Origin of the sequence: Streptomyces sp. NPDC046465, assembly GCF_040646035.1 — a bacterium.
In the GTDB taxonomy this organism is placed as follows: domain Bacteria; phylum Actinomycetota; class Actinomycetes; order Streptomycetales; family Streptomycetaceae; genus Streptomyces.
In genome coordinates this window covers 281,015-297,472 of the sequence record NZ_JBEYZK010000010.1, presented here as the reverse complement: position 1 = coordinate 297,472, position 16,458 = coordinate 281,015, and the positions used below count along the sequence as shown (strand labels likewise).

General features: G+C 71.4%; 14 protein-coding genes. 8 read left to right on the top strand and 6 right to left on the bottom strand.

What is annotated here, in order from left to right:
* The first annotated feature begins 88 nt into the window (after positions 1-88).
* From ABZ953_RS18160 to ABZ953_RS18140, 5 genes are all read left to right on the top strand, one after another.
* A complete protein-coding gene (locus tag ABZ953_RS18160) occupies positions 89-904 on the top strand; it encodes a carbohydrate ABC transporter permease (protein ID WP_361724387.1) in 816 nt (271 codons plus the stop codon).
* Positions 905-1,004: 100 nt separating this feature from the next.
* The gene (locus tag ABZ953_RS18155) at positions 1,005-2,465 is read left to right on the top strand and encodes a GH1 family beta-glucosidase (protein WP_361724272.1); all 1,461 of its coding nucleotides are present in this window, start codon (positions 1,005-1,007) and stop codon (positions 2,463-2,465) included.
* A 125-nt stretch (positions 2,466-2,590) separates the two neighbouring features.
* A complete protein-coding gene (gene aspT, locus ABZ953_RS18150; RefSeq protein ID WP_361724269.1) occupies positions 2,591-4,270 on the top strand; it encodes an aspartate-alanine antiporter in 1,680 nt (559 codons plus the stop codon).
* A gap of 3 nt (positions 4,271-4,273) precedes the next feature.
* Positions 4,274-5,977 (top strand): aspartate-alanine antiporter, encoded by a 1,704-nt coding sequence (aspT, locus tag ABZ953_RS18145; RefSeq protein ID WP_361724266.1) that lies wholly within the window; start codon positions 4,274-4,276, stop codon positions 5,975-5,977.
* Positions 5,978-6,034: 57 nt separating this feature from the next.
* Complete coding sequence (locus tag ABZ953_RS18140; RefSeq protein WP_361724263.1) at positions 6,035-7,684, top strand: bifunctional aspartate transaminase/aspartate 4-decarboxylase; 1,650 nt, start codon at positions 6,035-6,037, stop codon at positions 7,682-7,684.
* Between the two features lie 68 nt (positions 7,685-7,752).
* Here ABZ953_RS18140 and ABZ953_RS18135 read toward each other — a convergent pair whose 3' ends face one another.
* The gene (locus ABZ953_RS18135) at positions 7,753-8,802 is read right to left on the bottom strand and encodes a chitinase (RefSeq protein ID WP_361724260.1); all 1,050 of its coding nucleotides are present in this window, start codon (positions 8,800-8,802) and stop codon (positions 7,753-7,755) included.
* 242 nt (positions 8,803-9,044) lie between these two features.
* On the opposite strand from ABZ953_RS18135, the gene ABZ953_RS18130 reads away from it, so the two are divergent.
* The gene (locus ABZ953_RS18130) at positions 9,045-9,548 is read left to right on the top strand and encodes a CAP domain-containing protein (RefSeq protein ID WP_361724257.1); all 504 of its coding nucleotides are present in this window, start codon (positions 9,045-9,047) and stop codon (positions 9,546-9,548) included.
* Between the two features lie 62 nt (positions 9,549-9,610).
* On the opposite strand, the gene ABZ953_RS18125 is transcribed toward ABZ953_RS18130, so the two are convergent.
* Together ABZ953_RS18125 and ABZ953_RS18120 are read right to left on the bottom strand one after the other, a co-directional pair.
* Positions 9,611-10,999: a HAMP domain-containing sensor histidine kinase gene (locus ABZ953_RS18125; protein ID WP_361724254.1), complete on the bottom strand. Its 1,389-nt coding sequence runs from the start codon at positions 10,997-10,999 to the stop codon at positions 9,611-9,613.
* Positions 10,996-11,700 carry a response regulator transcription factor gene (locus tag ABZ953_RS18120; RefSeq protein WP_361724251.1) on the bottom strand — a complete coding sequence of 235 codons (705 nt, stop codon included), beginning with the start codon at positions 11,698-11,700 and terminating at the stop codon, positions 10,996-10,998. The genes ABZ953_RS18125 and ABZ953_RS18120 overlap by 4 nt, the downstream gene beginning before the upstream one ends.
* A gap of 121 nt (positions 11,701-11,821) precedes the next feature.
* Between ABZ953_RS18120 and ABZ953_RS18115 the strand changes: the two genes are divergently transcribed.
* The gene (locus ABZ953_RS18115; protein ID WP_361724248.1) at positions 11,822-12,373 is read left to right on the top strand and encodes a hypothetical protein; all 552 of its coding nucleotides are present in this window, start codon (positions 11,822-11,824) and stop codon (positions 12,371-12,373) included.
* Between the two features lie 18 nt (positions 12,374-12,391).
* Here the strand turns inward: ABZ953_RS18115 and ABZ953_RS18110 are convergent, their stop codons facing one another.
* A complete protein-coding gene (locus ABZ953_RS18110) occupies positions 12,392-13,252 on the bottom strand; it encodes a fused MFS/spermidine synthase (protein ID WP_361724245.1) in 861 nt (286 codons plus the stop codon).
* A 56-nt stretch (positions 13,253-13,308) separates the two neighbouring features.
* On the bottom strand, positions 13,309-13,818 hold the full coding sequence (locus ABZ953_RS18105; RefSeq protein WP_361724384.1) for a hypothetical protein: 510 nt from the start codon (positions 13,816-13,818) through the stop codon (positions 13,309-13,311).
* 350 nt (positions 13,819-14,168) lie between these two features.
* Here ABZ953_RS18105 and ABZ953_RS18100 point away from each other — a divergent pair, with 350 nt between their 5' ends.
* On the top strand, positions 14,169-15,689 hold the full coding sequence (locus ABZ953_RS18100; RefSeq protein WP_361724242.1) for a tetratricopeptide repeat protein: 1,521 nt from the start codon (positions 14,169-14,171) through the stop codon (positions 15,687-15,689).
* Between the two features lie 34 nt (positions 15,690-15,723).
* On the opposite strand, the gene ABZ953_RS18095 is transcribed toward ABZ953_RS18100, so the two are convergent.
* Positions 15,724-16,338: a histidine phosphatase family protein gene (locus ABZ953_RS18095; RefSeq protein ID WP_361724239.1), complete on the bottom strand. Its 615-nt coding sequence runs from the start codon at positions 16,336-16,338 to the stop codon at positions 15,724-15,726.
* Between the last annotated feature and the right edge of the window lie 120 nt (positions 16,339-16,458).

The window sequence follows — 16,458 nt, the reverse complement described above, 5'->3', positions numbered from 1 at the left end:
CACCACTCTGTCCACCGGGTCCCGCGAGCAGGGCGCACAGGGCGCGCAGGGCGGGAAACGCCCGCGCAGGCGCGGCGCCGGGCGCCAGCTGCACGGCGGCAAGGTGACGTACGCCGTGCTGATCCTGTTCACCGTCGGCTCGCTCTTCCCGCTGGTGTGGACGGCCATCGCGGCCTCGCGCAACAACACCCGGCTCGCCCAGACGCCCCCTCCCTTCTGGTTCGGCGGCAACCTCTTCAAGAACCTGGAGATCGCCTGGACCGACGCCAACATGGGCACGGCCCTCCTCAACACGCTGGTGGTGGCGGGCACCATCACGGTCGGCACCGTGCTCTTCTCGACCCTGGCGGGCTTCGCCTTCGCCAAGCTCCGCTTCCGCTTCCGCGGCCTCCTGCTGCTGCTCGTGATCGGCACGATGATGGTGCCGCCCCAGCTCAGCGTCGTACCGCTGTTCATGGTCGTGGCCGACCTCGGCTGGACCGACCAGCTGCAGTCCGTCATCCTGCCCACCCTGGTCAGCGCCTTCGGGGTGTTCTTCATGCGGCAGTACCTGATGGAGGCGCTGCCCACCGAACTGATCGAAGCGGCCCGGATGGACGGCGCGAGCAGCTGGCGCGTGATCTGGCACGTGGTCTTCCCGGCCGCGCGTCCCGCGATGGCGGTCCTCGCCATGCTCACCTTCGTCATGGCGTGGAACGACTTCTTCTGGCCGATCATCGCCCTGACCCAGGAGGGCGAGCCGACCGTGCAGGTGGCGCTCGCCGGTCTGGGCCGCGGCACCATCCCCGACCAGTCCGTGATCATGGCGGGCGCGCTGCTCGGCACACTGCCGCTGCTGCTCGCGTTCGTGCTGTTCGGCAAGCAGATCGTGGGCGGGATCATGCAGGGCGCGGTCAAGGGCTGAGCCCGCTGTCATACGACCTTCCGTCCGACCTTCGGTACGACCTTCCGTACGACTTTCCGTATTCCGTACGCCTTTCCGTACGACTCATGGGAGCGCTCCTATGCCTCTGACCTCAGCGAACGCCACCTTTCCGCCCGCCTTTCTGTGGGGCGCCGCGACTGCCGCGTACCAGATCGAGGGGGCCGTGCGGGAGGACGGCCGCACGCCCTCCATCTGGGACACGTTCAGCCATACGCCGGGCAAGGTGCTCGGCGGTGACACCGGGGACGTCGCCGTCGACCATTACCACCGATGGCGCGAGGACGTGCGGCTCATGGCGGACCTGGGCCTGTCCGCGTACCGCTTCTCGGTGTCCTGGTCGCGGGTGCAGCCCACCGGGCGCGGGCCCGCCGTCCAGCGCGGCCTGGACTTCTACCGCGCGCTCGTCGACGAACTGCTCGCGCACGGCATCCAGCCGATGGTGACCCTCTACCACTGGGACCTGCCGCAGGAGCTGGAGGACGCCTTCCCCAGCGGCTCGGCGGCGGGCGGCGGCTGGCCCGAGCGGGACACCGCCTACCGCTTCGCGGAGTACGCGGGGATCGTCGCCGGTGCGCTCGGTGACCGGGTGGAGATGTGGTCGACGCTCAACGAGCCCTGGTGCAGCGCCTTCCTCGGCTACGGGTCGGGCGTGCACGCCCCGGGCCGCACCGACCCCGCCGCCGCCCTGCGCGCGGCTCACCACCTCAACCTCGCGCACGGCCTGGGCGCACAGGCGCTGCGCGACGGGCTGCCGCGCCGCGCCCGGATCGGCGTCAGCCTCAACCCGAGCGCGGTGCGTCCGCTCACCGCGTCGGCCGCCGACCAGGACGCACGGCGCCGGATCGACGCGCTGGCCAACCGCGTCTTCACCGGGCCCATGCTGCACGGCAGGTACGACGACGATCTGCTTGCGGACACCGCGGGCGTCACGGACTGGTCCTTCGTACGGGACAACGACCTGCGCACCGCCCACCACCCGCTCGATTTCCTCGGCATCAACTACTACGCCCCCTCGGTCGTATCGGCCGCCCCCACCGACACCACCGACGGGCCGCGCCCCGACGGGCACGGCGCGAGCGGCCACTCCCCCTGGCCGGGCGCCGACGAGCACGTCGCCTTCCACCGGGCACCCGGTGAACTCACCGCGATGGACTGGCCGGTGGACCCGACCGGCCTGAAGGACCTCCTCCTGGAGTACACCGCTCAGGTCCCCGGGCTGCCGCTCTACGTGACGGAGAACGGGGCGGCCTACGACGACGAGCCCGACGCGGGCGGCACGGTCCACGACCCCGAGCGCATCCGCTATCTGCACGGCCACCTCGGCGCGGTGCAGGAGGCGCTCGCGGAGGGCGCGGACGTGCGCGGCTACTACCTCTGGTCGCTGCTCGACAACTTCGAGTGGGCGTACGGCTACAGCAAGCGCTTCGGCGCGGTCCACGTCGACTACGGGACGCAGGCCCGCACCCCGAAGTCCAGCGCCCACTGGTACGCGAAGGTCGCCGCGTCCGGCGAGCTGCCCCCGAGCACCGACCTGGACTGACCGGGGAGCTCCCCGAGAGCTTCTCAAGCGCACGGAGCCGAGTGGCACGCCCCCGCTCGGCTCCCTACGTTTCGGGTATGCGAAATATTGGACATTCCGCGCCAGAACTGGCGTGGTGAGCGCCCGTGGGCGTTCTCCGCGATCACCCTGAGCTCGCGCTCTTCCTCTGCCTCGCCCTCGGCTACCTGGTGGGCAAGGTGCGTATCGGACCCATCGTCCTCGGCGGCATCTGCGGCACCCTGATCGTCTCCCTGCTCCTCGGCGCCTGGGCCGAGGTCACGGTCGCCGACGACGTCAAGACGATCTTCTTCGCGCTCTTCATCTTCGCCCTCGGCTATATGGCCGGCCCCCAGTTCTTCGCCAACCTCAACCGCAAGAGCCTGCGCTTCTTCGCGCTCTGCGGGATCGAGCTGGTCTCCGTCCTGGCCATCGCGTTCGGCCTGGCCAAGGCCTTCGACCTGGACGTCGGCACCGCCTCGGGCATCCTGGCGGGCGCCGCCACCGAATCGGCGGTGGTGGGCACGGCCACCGAGTCCATCGGCAAGCTGAGCGGGATCAGTCAGGCGCAGATCTCCGAGTACCAGGGGCACGTCGCCACGGCGTACACCGTCTGCTACCTCTTCGGCCTGATCACCATCGTGATCTACACCAGCCAGATCATGCCGATGCTCCTTCGCATCAACCTCAGGGACGCCTCGCGCGAACTGTGGGAGAAGATGCGCGGGGGCGGCGGCGGTCTGGAGGACGACGAGCGCGAGGCGCTGCCCAGCACGGTCGGGCGCACCTTCCTGGTCACGGAGGCCGACGGCAGAACCGTCGGTGACCTGGAGAGCGAGCTCGACGGGCGGATCACCGTCGAGGCCGTCAAGCGCGGCAGCAAGCTCCTCACGCCCTCGCCCGGCCTGGCGCTGACCCTCTCCGACCTGGTCCTGATGGTCGGCCGGCGCGCCAACGTCATCGAGGCGGGACGCCTCGTCGGCCCCGAGACCCCCGGCATCCCCGGCGTCGACACCCCCCTCGCCACCAGCCAGGTCGCCGTCACCGAGAAGGAGACGGAGGGCCGCACCGTCGACCAGTTGCAGCAGGCGCACCCCGAGTTCAGCAAGGACGGCGTGTACGTCACCGACGTACTGCGCGGCGATCAGCATCTGCCCGCGGCCGGCGACACGACGCTGCACCGCGGCGACGTGCTCACCCTGGTCGGCGCCCGCTCCGGCCTGAACAAGCTGGTCGAGCGGATCGGCGCGGTGGTGAAGAACGACACCACGGACTTCGTCTATCTGGGCCTCGGCATCGCGGCGGGCACTCTGCTCGGGCAGGTCGTCGTGGAGTTCGGGGACGTCCCGATGTCGCTCGGCACCGGCGGCGGCTGCCTGATCTCCGGGCTGCTCTTCGGCTGGTTCCGCTCCCGCAGACAGACCTTCGGCGCCTTCCCGCCGCAGGCCGCGAGCACCATCAAGGACATGGGCCTCGCGGTCTTCATCGCCTGTACGGGGCTGGTGTCGGGGCCACAGGCCTGGCCGCTCCTGAAGGAGTACGGGGCGCTGCTCCCGTTCGCCGGGATCGCCATGGTCCTCGTCCCCGCGACCCTCTCCCTGATCATCGGCCGCAAGCTCCTGAAGATCGAGAAGCCGCTGCTCATCGGCGCCATCGCGGGCCAGCAGTGCTCGACCCCCGCGATCACCTCCGTCACCCAGACGGCCCAGAGCTCCGTACCGATGCTCGGCTACACGATCACGTACGCCCTCTCGAACTTCCTGCTGCCCCTGACCGGACCGGTCCTCGTCGGCGTCCTGGGAGCGTGAGCCGTGATCGACTTCCTCAACCGCAACATCTTCCAGCCCCACCCCGAGCTGCTTGTCTTCATCACCGTGGCGCTGGGCTTCCTTTTCGGCAAGCTCCGCTACAAGGCCATCGCGCTCGGCGCCGTCACCGGGTGTCTGATCGCGGGGCTGCTGCTCGGCGCGCAGTTCGAGGTGGCGATCGACGGGACGGTGAAGAACCTCTTTTTCACGATGTTCCTGTTCGCCCTCGGCTACAAGGTCGGCCCGCAGTTCTTCCGCGGCCTCAAGAAGGACGGCCTTCCCCAGGTCATCAATGCCGTCGTGGTCTGTGTGACGGGCCTCCTCGTCTGCTGGGGCTTCGCGGCCCTGCTCGGCTACGGGCCCGGCCTGTCGGCGGGGCTGCTCGGCGGCGCGCTCACCCAGTCCGCCGTGATCGGTGTCGCGCAGGACGCCATCGGGAACCTGCCGGGGCTCTCCCCGGGCGAGGTCAAGAAGGAGGAGAACCTCGTCGCCATCGGGTACGCGGTCTGCTATCCGCTCGGCACGATCCTCTGCGCGATGCTCCTCGCGAACGTCCTGCCCAAGCTGTACCGCAGGGACCTGGCCGCCGAATCGGCCGCGCTGGCCAAGGAGTTGGACGCTCCCACGGACAACCCCGACCTGAGCGAGGGGTACTACGAGGTGGTCCTGCGCGCCTACCGCGTCGAGCGGCCCGACATCGTGGGCCGCACCGTCGACGACTTCGAGAACCAGCAGAAGCAGCTGGGCCGCCGCCTCTACCTCACCGGGGTGCGGCGGGACGGCGAGATCCTGCCGCACGACCAGGGCACCGTGCTGCGCGAGGGCGACGTCGTGGCCCTGAGCGCGATCCGCGGCGACCTGGTCACCTATGACGCGCGGACCCATATCGGCGGCGAGGCGGACGACGTCGAGCTGCTCGGGTACCAGACCGAGTCCCTGCACGTCGTCGTCTCGGAGAAGGCTCAACTCGGCCGTACCATCGGCGAGTTGCGGGCCTCCCCCTTCATGACCGGTGTCTACGTCGACAAGGTGTTCCGCTCCGGCTCCGCGTTCCCCTACCGGCTCTCCACCGAGCTGGAGCGGGGCGACACCCTGATCCTCACCGGTCCGAAGCGCCTGGTGGACCCGGCGGGCCGGGAGATCGGCACGCCGGTGCCGACGTCGTTCGCCACCGACATGGTCTGGGTGGGGCTCGGCATCTTCCTCGGCGGCTGCGTCGGCATCCCCGCGCTGACCGCGGGCGGCGTGCCGATCTCACTCTCCACGTCCGGCGGCGCGCTCATCATGGGCCTGGTCTTCGGCTGGATCCGCGGCAAGTACCCGACGTACGGCAATGTCCCGCCCGGCGCCCAGTGGTTCATGGACACGCTCGGGCTCTGCCTGTTCGTGGCGGTCGTCGGCATCAACGCCGGGCCGAGCTTCACCAGCGGCCTGTCGACGGCGGGCTGGGGTCTTCTGGTGTTCGGCGCCGTCGCCACCGTGGTGCCGCTGCTCGTCGGCTTCGTCGTCGGCCACTACATCCAGAAGATCCGCTTCCCGGTCCTGATGGGGGTCCTGGCGGGCGGCCAGACCACCACCGCGGCGATCGGCGCGATCAACGAGCAGTCCAGGTCCCAGGTGCCGACGCTCGGTTACACGATCCCCTACGCCGTTTCCAACGTCCTCCTGACGATCTGGGGCGCCGTCATCGTCCTGCTCCACCACTGACACCGCTGACACCACTGACACCGCTGACGCGCAGGTTCCGCAACGTAAGGAAGCACCGTGCCCAAGAGCAGCATCTCCCGCGAGCAGATCCACGAGTACTCCCAGCTCTCCCCCTTCGAGCTGAAGAACGTCTTCATCGACCTCGCCCACCGGGCACAGGCCGACAAGCCGGGGCAGAAGGGCACGTCGTCGGTCCAGATGCTCAACGCGGGGCGGGGCAACCCGAACTGGGTCGCGACGGGGCCGCGCGAGGCGTTCCACGCCCTCGGCTACTTCGCTCTCTCGGAGTCACGGCGGGTCTGGACCGCCGACAACCTGGGCGGCATGCCCGAGCCCGCGGGCTCCGGCGAGCGGTTCGACACCTTCGTGCGGCGCCACCCCGACCTGCCGGGCGTCGAACTCCTGGAGAAGTGCGTCGCGCACGCCGTGGAGCGCTTCGGATTCGACAAGGACGCCTTCGTCCACGAGCTCACGGACAGCTCGATCGGCGACAACTACCCCGTCCCCGACCGGATCCTGACCCACACCGAGCAGATCATCCGCGGCTACCTCGCGGACGAGATGTTCGACAAGAAGCCACCGGCAGACAATCTGTCCCTGTTCGCGACGGAGGGCGGCACGGCCGCCATGTGCTACATCTTCGACTCCCTCATGAAGAACGGCCTCCTGAAGAAGGGCGACAGGATCGCCCTGATGGTGCCGGTCTTCACGCCGTACATCGAGATTCCCGAGCTCGACACGTACGAGTTCGACGTCACGTACATCGAGGCGAACAAGTTCGTCGAGACGGGCGTGCGCGAGTGGCGCTACCCGGAGGAGGAGGTCGCCAAGCTGGCGGACCCCGAGATCAAGCTGCTCTGCCTGGTCAACCCCTCCAACCCGCCCTCACTCGCGCTGAGTCGGCGGGTCGTCGACCAGATCAAGTCCATCGTCGCCGAGGCCAACCCGAACCTCGTCATCGTCACGGACGACGTCTACGGCACGTTCGTGCCGGGCTTCCGCTCCATCGCCGCCGACCTGCCGCGCAACACCCTGCTCGTCTACTCGTACTCCAAGCACTACGGCTGCACGGGCTGGCGGCTCGGCGTCATCGGGCTCCACGACGACAACGTCCTCGACGAGATGATCGCCGCGCTGCCCCGGGCGGAGAAGGACCGGCTAGACAAGCGGTACGGGACGCTGACCCTGGAACCCGAGAAGATCAGGTTCATCGACCGCCTGGTGGCCGACTCCCGGCAGGTGGCCCTCAACCACACGGCGGGGCACTCGCTGCCGCAGCAGATGATGATGGTCCTGTTCTCCCTCTTCGACATGCTGGAGGAGGGCCAGGCCTACAAGGAGAAGATCCGCGCCATCGTGCGCCAGCGGCTCGACCTGCTCCTCGAAGGCGTCCAGATGAAGATCAGCGACGACGACAAGCGGGCCGCGTACTACATCGAACTCGACCTGCTCGCCGAGGCGGAGCTGGAGTTCGGCACGGATTTCGCGGCCTTCCTGGAGAAGAACTACGAGCCCATCGACCCGCTGTTCCGGCTCGCCGAGCAGACGGGTGTGGTGCTGCTCAACGGCGGCGGCTTCGAGGGCCCGCAGTGGTCGGTACGGGTCTCGCTCGCCAACCTCGACGACCTGGACTACCTGAAGATCGGCCACCACCTGCGGCGGATCTTCAACGACTACGCGCAGGAGTGGCGGGCGTCGAAGGCCTGACGGGGCGGCGCCCCGGCCGGGTGGGGGTTCCGACCGGGGCGCGTGGGGGGGGTGGTGGCCAGCGGTGGCTACTTGTAGGCCGCGAAGGCCTTGGTGAACGCGAGCGGCGACTGCTCGATCGAACTGCACGTCGGCTGCGCGGAGTTAGCGGCGCCGCCGGGGCAGGCCTTGTCGCGGGTCGAGGACCACATCGAGAGGCCGCCGAGCCCCTTCTTCTCGGCGAACTTCACGAGCTGCTCGGCGTCCTCGACCTTGAAGACCTCGGCCGCGACGTCGTTGACACCGATCATCGGCGTGACGGCGACGGCCTTCCACGCGGCCGCGTCGGAGAGCCCGAGCGCGGTCTTGACCTGCTTCTGGGTGGCGGCGGCGGCCTGCTCGGCGTACGTGCCCATGTCGCCGCTGTAGGAGGGGCCGTAGTCCATGGCCATGATGTTCACGGCGGAGGTCTTGACGCCGTTCTTCTTCGCGTTGGCGAGCAGCTCGGCACCGGGCTGGGTGAGGCCCTCCGGCATCACGGGAAGCGTGAACGACACGTCAAGGCCCGGGTGTTGCTTCTGGAGCCGGGCGATGGCCTGGGCGCGCCGGGTGTTGGCCGCGGTGTCCGGCAGGGCGGCGCCCTCGATGTCGAAGTCGACCTTCGTCAGCTTGTACGCGTCGACGACCTTGCCGTACGCCTTGGCGAGCGAGGCCGCGCTGTCGCACTTCAGGCCCAGCTCGGAGCCCGCCGCGCCGCCGAACGAGACGCGGACGTCGCCGCCCTTGGCACGCAGGGCGCCGATCTGCGCGGCGACCTTGTCGTCGCCGAGGGCTCCGGTGCCGCCCCAGAGGGGCTCGCAGCTGCCGCCGGAGGTGATGAAGGCGAGGTTGAACTCCTTGACGCCGGTCTTCGTGGCCGTGTCCACGAGGTCGTAGGCGGGGGCGAGGGAGGTGTCCACGAAGGGGGCGAACGTGGCGGCGGCCTTGGCGGTGGGGGCCTTCTCCGCCGGGTCCTGTGCCTTTGTCGCGAGGGCCGTCCCGGAGAAGAGGAAGGCGCCGCCACCGACGAGCGTGGCGGCGACGAGCCCCCCTATGACCTTGGAACGGGTGCTCACCGTGCGCCGGTGCGTGCTGCTCATCGCGTGCCTGCCTTAGCTGTACGGGGGTGGGGGTGGGTGTTGCGTGGGGGTGCGGCAGCACGCTAGCCGGGCCGGAAGCGACAAAAAGGCCATGTGGGGCCCGGGTTGAGGATCTTAGGGTGCGCTTAAGGAAGAGATCGGGGCCGATTAAAGATCGGGCGGGTGCTGCGAGGTCGCAGGCTGCACCGTGGCGCAGTACCTGGCCATGGCGGAGGGCAAAATAAAATGAGATAAAGGGAAACATGGTGACCGGAGAGCACAGAAGGACGCTTGCCGCGGGGATCGCCCTCCTCGCCGTCCTGACGGCCTGTCCGGCGGCTGCCCGCGCCACGCCGCTGCCGGTCGCCACGCCCCCGTACCGGGCCGGCCCGGCGGCCGACGTGGTCGACGAGGTCAACCGGCACCGGGCCAGGGCCGGATGTTCACCCGTACACCTCCTGGACTCGCTGAGCCGGGCCGCCCGCGAGCACAGCGCCGAGATGGCCGATCGCGAGCGCCTCACCCACGCCGGGGCGGACGGCAGCCGCCCGATCGACCGGGTGCGGGACGCCGGTTACCGCCCCCGGATGGCCGGCGAGGTCATCGCGGACGGCGCCACCACGGCGGACGCCACCGTCAGACTTTGGGTGGACAGCCCCTCCCACCGCGCCGTCGTCCTCAACTGCCGCTACACGCACGCGGGAGTCGGCGTAGTGGGCGGCTCCGGCGGGCCGTGGTGGACGCTGGACCTGGCCGCGAGGAGCTGACGCCGCCGACGCCGAGGTGCAGCAGGACGCGGTCGCGGAGCGCGTTGGCCTCGTACACGGCCTCAGCCCGCGCTGGGCGCGCGTCGGCGGCGGCGTACGGCAGGGCCCCGGTGCCCCCGCCGCCCCTCCCCCGGGCGGCGCGCGTCCAGCTGGATCCAGATGCGGACCTCCGTGCCGCCGAGTACCGAGCTGCCGACGCGCACGTCGCCGCCCGTCGACTCGGCGAGGCGGCGCACGATGTCGAGGCCGAGGCCCGTGGAGCCGTCCTCGCCGGAGCCCGCGCCCCGGGCAAGCGCGGCCTCCGGGTCGGCGATGCCGGCCCCCGCGTCGGAGACGAGGACGATCACCGCGTCCTCACCGCTGTGGAGGTCCACCGAGAAGGCGGTGCCCTCGCCCGTGTGCCGGAAGACGTTGCCGAGCAACGCGTCGAGCGCGGCGATCAGTTCGGGTCGGGCCACGGGTATCCGGACCGGCCGGTCGACGCCCGCCACCCGGACCTCGCGCCCCTCGTCCTCGGCGAGCGCCGACCAGAAGGCCATCCGCTCCCGGATCACCTCGGCCGCGTCGCAGCCCGTGCCGGGGCCGACCGTCGCCGTCTGCGGTTTGGCCTCCCGCGCCGTGCGGATGATCGTGTCGACCTCGCGCTCCAGCGTCTCGACCGCCGTACGGGTCTGTTCGGCCGCGTCTCCTTCGCCGAGCGAGGCCGCGTTGAGCCGCAGCACGGTCAGCGGTGTGCGCAGCCGGTGCGAGAGGTCGGCCGCCAGCTCCCTTTCGTTGGCGAGGAGTTGGACCACCTGGTCGGCCATCGAGTTGAACGCCACCGCGGCGAGGCGCAGTTCGGTCGGCCCCTCCTCCGGAACCCGCGCCCCCAGCTTGCCCTCGCCGAGGTCGTGCGCGGCGCCCACGAGGCGCTTCGCGGGCTGGACCATGCGGACGCCGAGCCGGTCGGCGACCGCCACCGAGCCGATGACGAGCGCGATGCCGACGCCCGCGAGCACCAGCCACGCCGTGGTCACGCCATTGCTGACCTCGGCCTCGGGCACGTAGATCTCCACGACGGCCGTGCCCGAACTGAGCGCGGTCGGCTGGAGGACCACGAAGCCGCCGGGGACCTCGGTGGTCCTGGCCCGGCCCTTCCTGCGGGTGGCCTCCACGGCCCGCGCCTCGGCCCTCGGGTCGCCGACCTCGAAGGCGGGGGCGCCGTCGACGGCCGGTACGTACACGGCCATCCGTCCTTCGCCGCCCGCCTCCGACGAGGCGACGGCGCGGTTGAGCTCACCGCGGTCGGTGGTGATGGAGAGCGTGGGTCCCATGCCCGCGCCGTGCCGTTCCGCGTTGGAGATGGCCCGGTCCCTGGCCATCTCCTTGACGACGAGGCCGAGCGGCACCGCGAAGGCGACCACGACCATCACCGTGACGGCCAGGCACACCTTGACGAGGGCCCATCTCACAGCGGTGGCTCCGGCAGCGGCGGTTCCAGCTTCACGCCGACCCCGCGCAGGGTGTGGAGGTAGCGCGGCCGGGCGGCCGTTTCGCCCAACTTCCGCCGCAGCCACGACAGATGTACGTCGATGGTCTGGTCGTCGCCGTAACTCTGCTGCCAGACCTCGGCGAGCAGCTCCTTGCGCGGTACGACGACACCGGGCCGCCCGGCCAGGAACGCTAGCAGGTCGAACTCGCGCCGGGTCAGGTCGAGCCGTCCGCCGTCCAGTTCGGCCTGGCGCCGCAGCGGGTCGATGGAGAGCCCGCCGACCTGGAGGACATCGCTCGGCGGCCCCTCACCGGCGGGGACGCGCGCACGGCGCAGCACGGCGGCCATGCGCGCCGAGAGGTGTTCCACGGAGAACGGCTTGGTGAGGTAGTCGTCGGCGCCGTCGTTCAGGAGCCGCACGATCTCCGTCTCGTCGTCCCGCGCCGTCGCGATGATCACGGGGACGTCCGTGATGCCGCGCAGCATCTTCAGCGCCTCCGACCCGTCGAGGTCGGGCAGGCCGAGATCCAGGATCACCACGTCAAAACGGAAATGGGCGACCTCCCGCAGCGCCTCCAGGGCGGTGCCGACGCTGCGCACGGTGTGCGATGCCTCGGTCAGATGCCGGATGAGGGCGGAGCGTACGAACTGGTCATCCTCGACGACGAGCACACTTGCCATGGGCGGCACCGTACGCCATTCGGCGGAGCGCGGTCCTCCCCGGCACGTGCCCGCCCACCGGGCCCGGAGCACGGGTGTTCCACGGGACAGGCGCGCGGGCCGTGGTGCAGTATGGCCCGCGATGCGCAGAGGTCTCCTACACACAATCGCGTGGTCGTTCGCCACCGGCGCGGCGGTCACGCTGTCCTGGTGGGGCGTCCACACGGTGATGGCGGGCACCGCCTACGACCCGCCGCGCGCCCTGCCGCTCGCGGGCGACGACGGTGGCGCGGATCACGCGGATCCGCTGGCGTCCTCGACGCACCGCCCGGCGGCCCCGCCCACCGAAAAGCCCTCGAAGTCCTCGGAACCCCATAAGTCCTCCACGTCTTCGCGGTCACCGAAATCGCCCGATCCCTCCGGGAAACGCACCGGCAAGCACTCCTCTCCCCCGCCCACGAGCTCCAGCACGGGCACGGTGAAGAGCTACAACACCGACGGCGGCCGGGTCGTCCTCGACCTCGGCAAGGACTCCGCGACGCTGGTCTCGGCGACCCCGGCGGCGGGCTGGTCGGTGCAGACGTGGAAGCAGGACAAGTGGATCCGGGTGGAGTTCACCGGGGGCGCGGCCCACGTCTCGGTCTTCTGCACCTGGCACGACACGGCGCCGCGGGTGGAGGTCGACACGTACTGAAGCCTGCGGTCCCGGCCGTCAGCGGAAGACCGACGGGGGCGGCGCGGGCGAGGCGACCGCGCCGGCGTCCGTGACCGCCGCGGCCCCGCCGCTGAAGTCCGTGAGCCCGCGGCCGTGTTCGACCCTGCCGGGGTGCGGGTCGCCCGCGCAGCGCCGGGTCAGCTCGGCGACGGGCAGCGCCCGGTCGCAGCCGAGCAGTACGGCGTTGCCGAAGCGCTTGCCGCGCAGTACGGCCGGGTCGGCGACGAGCGCGAGTTCGGGGAAGAGCGTGGCGGCGGTGGCTATCTGGCCGCGCAGGTGGGCGAGGGGCGGGCCGTCGGCGAGGTTGGCCGCGTAGTACCCGCCGGGCCGCAGGACCCTGCGTACGTCGGTGAGGAATTCGGTGCTGGTGAGGTGGGCGGGGGTGCGTGCCCCGCTGAAGACGTCGGCGACGACGAGGTCGGCCCAGCCGTCGGCGATCTTGGCGAGGCCTTCGCGGGCGTCGGTGCCGCGCACCCGTATTCGGTCCTGGGGGTCGAGCGGCAGTTCCCGGCGGACGAGCCGGACGAGTGCGGCGTCGCGCTCGACGACCTGCTGGGTGGAGCGGGGGCGGGTCACGGCTATGTAGCGGGCGAGGGTGAAGGCGCCGCCGCCGAGGTGCAGGGCGTGGACCGGTTTGCCGGGCGGGGCGACGAGGTCGGCGATGTGGCCGAGCCTGCGCTGGTACTCGAAGGCGAGGTGCGCGGGGTCGTCGAGGTCGACGTGGGACTGCGGGGCCCCGTCCACGAGCAGGGTCCACGCGCGCGGTCGGTCCCGGTCCGGCATGAGCTCGGCGAGTCCGCCGTCGACGTTCTCGACGACGGCTTCCCGCGCTTCCCGCGACCGCTTGTTCCTTGCCATCCGGCCATTATCGGCGTATGCGGGCCGCGCGGCCCGGCGGCGGTGGCGCAGGCCGCTCAGCGACAGTTGTCGGCGGCCTCGATGGTGCGGGCGGCCTGGCCGAGCGCGGCCCGCAGGACGGCCGGGTCGGTGACGGGGTCCGTCTCGCCGTCCGGCGGGAGCAGCCAGCCGGTGCCCGCGACGGGCGGGTCGGGGACGATGGGGCCGCCGGGGCCCGGCGCCGGTTCCGCGTACACGCTCAGGCCGCGTCCGAAGGTCTGGGTGCAGGCGCTGCCCGGCAGGTCCCAGCCGTCGGCGGTGCCGGGGGGCACCAGGAAGCCGAGGGTGTCGCAGCTCCCGTCGTGCAGGACGGGGCCGACGGTGTCGCCCGCGCCGCGGCGCAGGATGTCGACCGCTTCGAGGCCCTGCCTGGCCGGGACCGTGACGAGGTCGCAGCACTCGTCGTCGCAGGGCGCGGGGCCGGGCGGGGCGCTGCTGTCCTGGGTGGGCCGGTGCCGTGCCGTCGTCAGGGACGCCGGGGATGCCGGGGATGTCGGGGACACGTCGTGCGCCGGTGCCGGGGGCATGCCGCTCTTCGTGCCGCTCTTCATACGGGAGTCGCTGTTCGCCGTGCCGATCTCCAACAAGGGGACCCTCCTCGCCAGTGCGGGACCGCATGGCTCCCGCTCCTTGTGGTTCAACGCGGCCCGGCGTCAACAGGCACTGCGGCGCGCCGCTGCAAAGGATGGCAGTTCATGGCAGATCGGGGGTGAGATATCCGGTTTGTAGGCGAACTGGGCGTGGTGGCCCCATCACAGCGGGTACGTTCGTGCCCTGCCGGAACAGGGGCAGCCCCGTCGGAACCAGCGCACGGGCGCGGCGCCCGGTGCGCGAGCGTGGGCACGGTCCGGCACGATCCGTACGAGAGGGTCCGGCCATGGCGTCCTCACCGATGGCATCGTCAACTCAGTCCCCACGACCCAACCTTGCCTTCCGCAGGCTCCGCGGACAGCGCTCGCCGGGCGAGTTCGCCGCGGCGGTACGGCGCGCCGCACGCGAGATCGGCGAGCGGGTCAGCTGCGACGCCCGTTACGTCGGGCGGGTGGAGGCGGGCGAGATCCGCTGCCCCAACTATGCCTACGAACGCGTGTTCCTGCACATGTTCCCGGGCCGGACACTGACGGACCTGGGGTTCGCCCCCCGCGCCCTGGTGCGTGGCAGGGGGGTGCGCGCCGAACCCGACCTGCCCCCGGTCCACCGCCCGGCCGAGTCCGGCACCACGAGCCGGCCACCGACCATGCCGCCGACCATGCCGCCGATCACGATCCACCCGCCACCGACCACGATCCACTTGTACGAGTCCCATCCGTCCGGGTCCGACCCCCGCGCCTGCGATCCGTACGCGGTCCAGACCCACGAGGAGAGCGACGTGCAGCGTCGCGCATTCATGACCGGCTCCACGGCCACCGTGGCCGCGGCCCTCGGGCCCATCGGGCTCACCCTGGGCGGCCCGGCAGAGGCGGCCGCCCTGCAAGGACGCAGGATCGGCGACGCCGAGGCCTGCGCGGTCGAGGCGGCCGTCCGCGCGATCAGACTGCTCGACGACCGGCACGGCGCCGCCGGTCTCTACCGACGGGCGGCCGCGCCCTTGCGCACCGCCTACACCCTGCTCGACGCGGGCACCACGACCCGGCAGTCCACCTCCGACCGGCTGTACGCGGGCGCCGGTGAACTGGCCATCTCCGTGGGCTGGCTGGCCCACGACTCGGGCCGCTTCGACGACGCCCGCTCGCACTACGCCGAGGCCCTCGCGACCGCCCGGGTCTCCTCGAACGCCGCCCTGGAGGCGCATGCCTTCTGCAACACGGCCTTTCTCGCGCGGGACGCGGGACGGCCCCGGGAGTCGGTGCGGGCGGCGCAGGCGGCCACGCACGCCGCCCGGCGGCTCGGCTCCCACCGGCTGCTCTCGCTCATCGCGCTGCGGGAGGCCGGGGGGTGGGCCGGGCTCGGTGACCGCTCCAACTGCGAGCAGGCGCTCGCGCGCGCCCACGCGCTCTTCGACCGCGGGGCCACCGACGCCGACCCGGAGTGGATGACCTTCTTCGGCGCGGCCGAGCTGGCCGGTCTTGAGGCGCAGTGCTGGTCGGCCCTCGGCGAGTGGGCGCGGGCCGCCGGACACGCGCGCCGCGCCGCGGACATCGCCTGGGCGCAGACCCCGCAGTTCACCCGGAACATCGCCCTCTACACCGCCGAGCTCGCCGACGACCTGGCCCGCGCGGGCCGTCCCGACGAGGCCGCGACGGCGGGGCTACGGGTCCTCGCCCTCCTCGGCGAGGTGCAGTCGACGCGCATCCAGTCGATGCTGGCCACGACGGCGCGGGTGCTCCTGCCGCACCGCAGCAGCGCCGAGGTGAGCGAATTCTTGGAGGGGCACGCCTGTCTGCCGCGCGCGGTCTAGCCGCGCTCGGTCCAGCCGCGCTCGGTCCAGCGGTCTAGACGCTCTGGACGCCGCCCGGGACCAGGTGTCCCGTCTCGTTCCACGATTCGACGGCGGGCTCTCCGTAGGCCCAGCCCAGGGTCGAGAGGGACGTCGGGTTGAGGCGGATGCGGGCGGCGAACTCGATGCCGAGCCCCAGCCAGCGGGCGCCGATGACCCGCAGGATGTGGCCGTGCGCGAAGACCAGCACGTCCCGGTCCGCGCTCCTGGCCCACTCGACCACCTCGTCCGCGCGCGCGGCGACCTGCCGCAGCGTCTCGCCCTCGGGGACGCCGTCGCGCCAGATGAACCAGCCGGGGCGGACCGCCTGGATGTCGGCGGGCGTCATCCCGTCGTACGCGCCGTAGTCGAACTCCATGAGCGCGTCCCAGGTGGTGGCCCGGTCGCCGAAGCCGGCGATCTCGCAGGTCTCCCGCGCGCGGGAGAGCGGGCTCGTGCGCACCTCGACGTCCGGGAGGCCGTCGTAGGGCGCGCGGTGCAGCCGCTCCCCCAGGAGCTCGGCGCCGCGGCGGCCCTCCTCCAGGAGGGGGATGTCGGTCCTGCCGGTGTGCTTCCCGGACAGTGACCATTCCGTCTGTCCGTGCCGGGCCAGCAGGATGCGGGGTGCCATGGGACCTCTCCAAGTCGTACGCGTGCCCGCCCGGCCACCTGCGCCGACGGGACTTTTGATGCCTTTTACGGACAGCGAGTGCCTGTCCCCTCCATCATCACCCACCCGGAAACACCCACT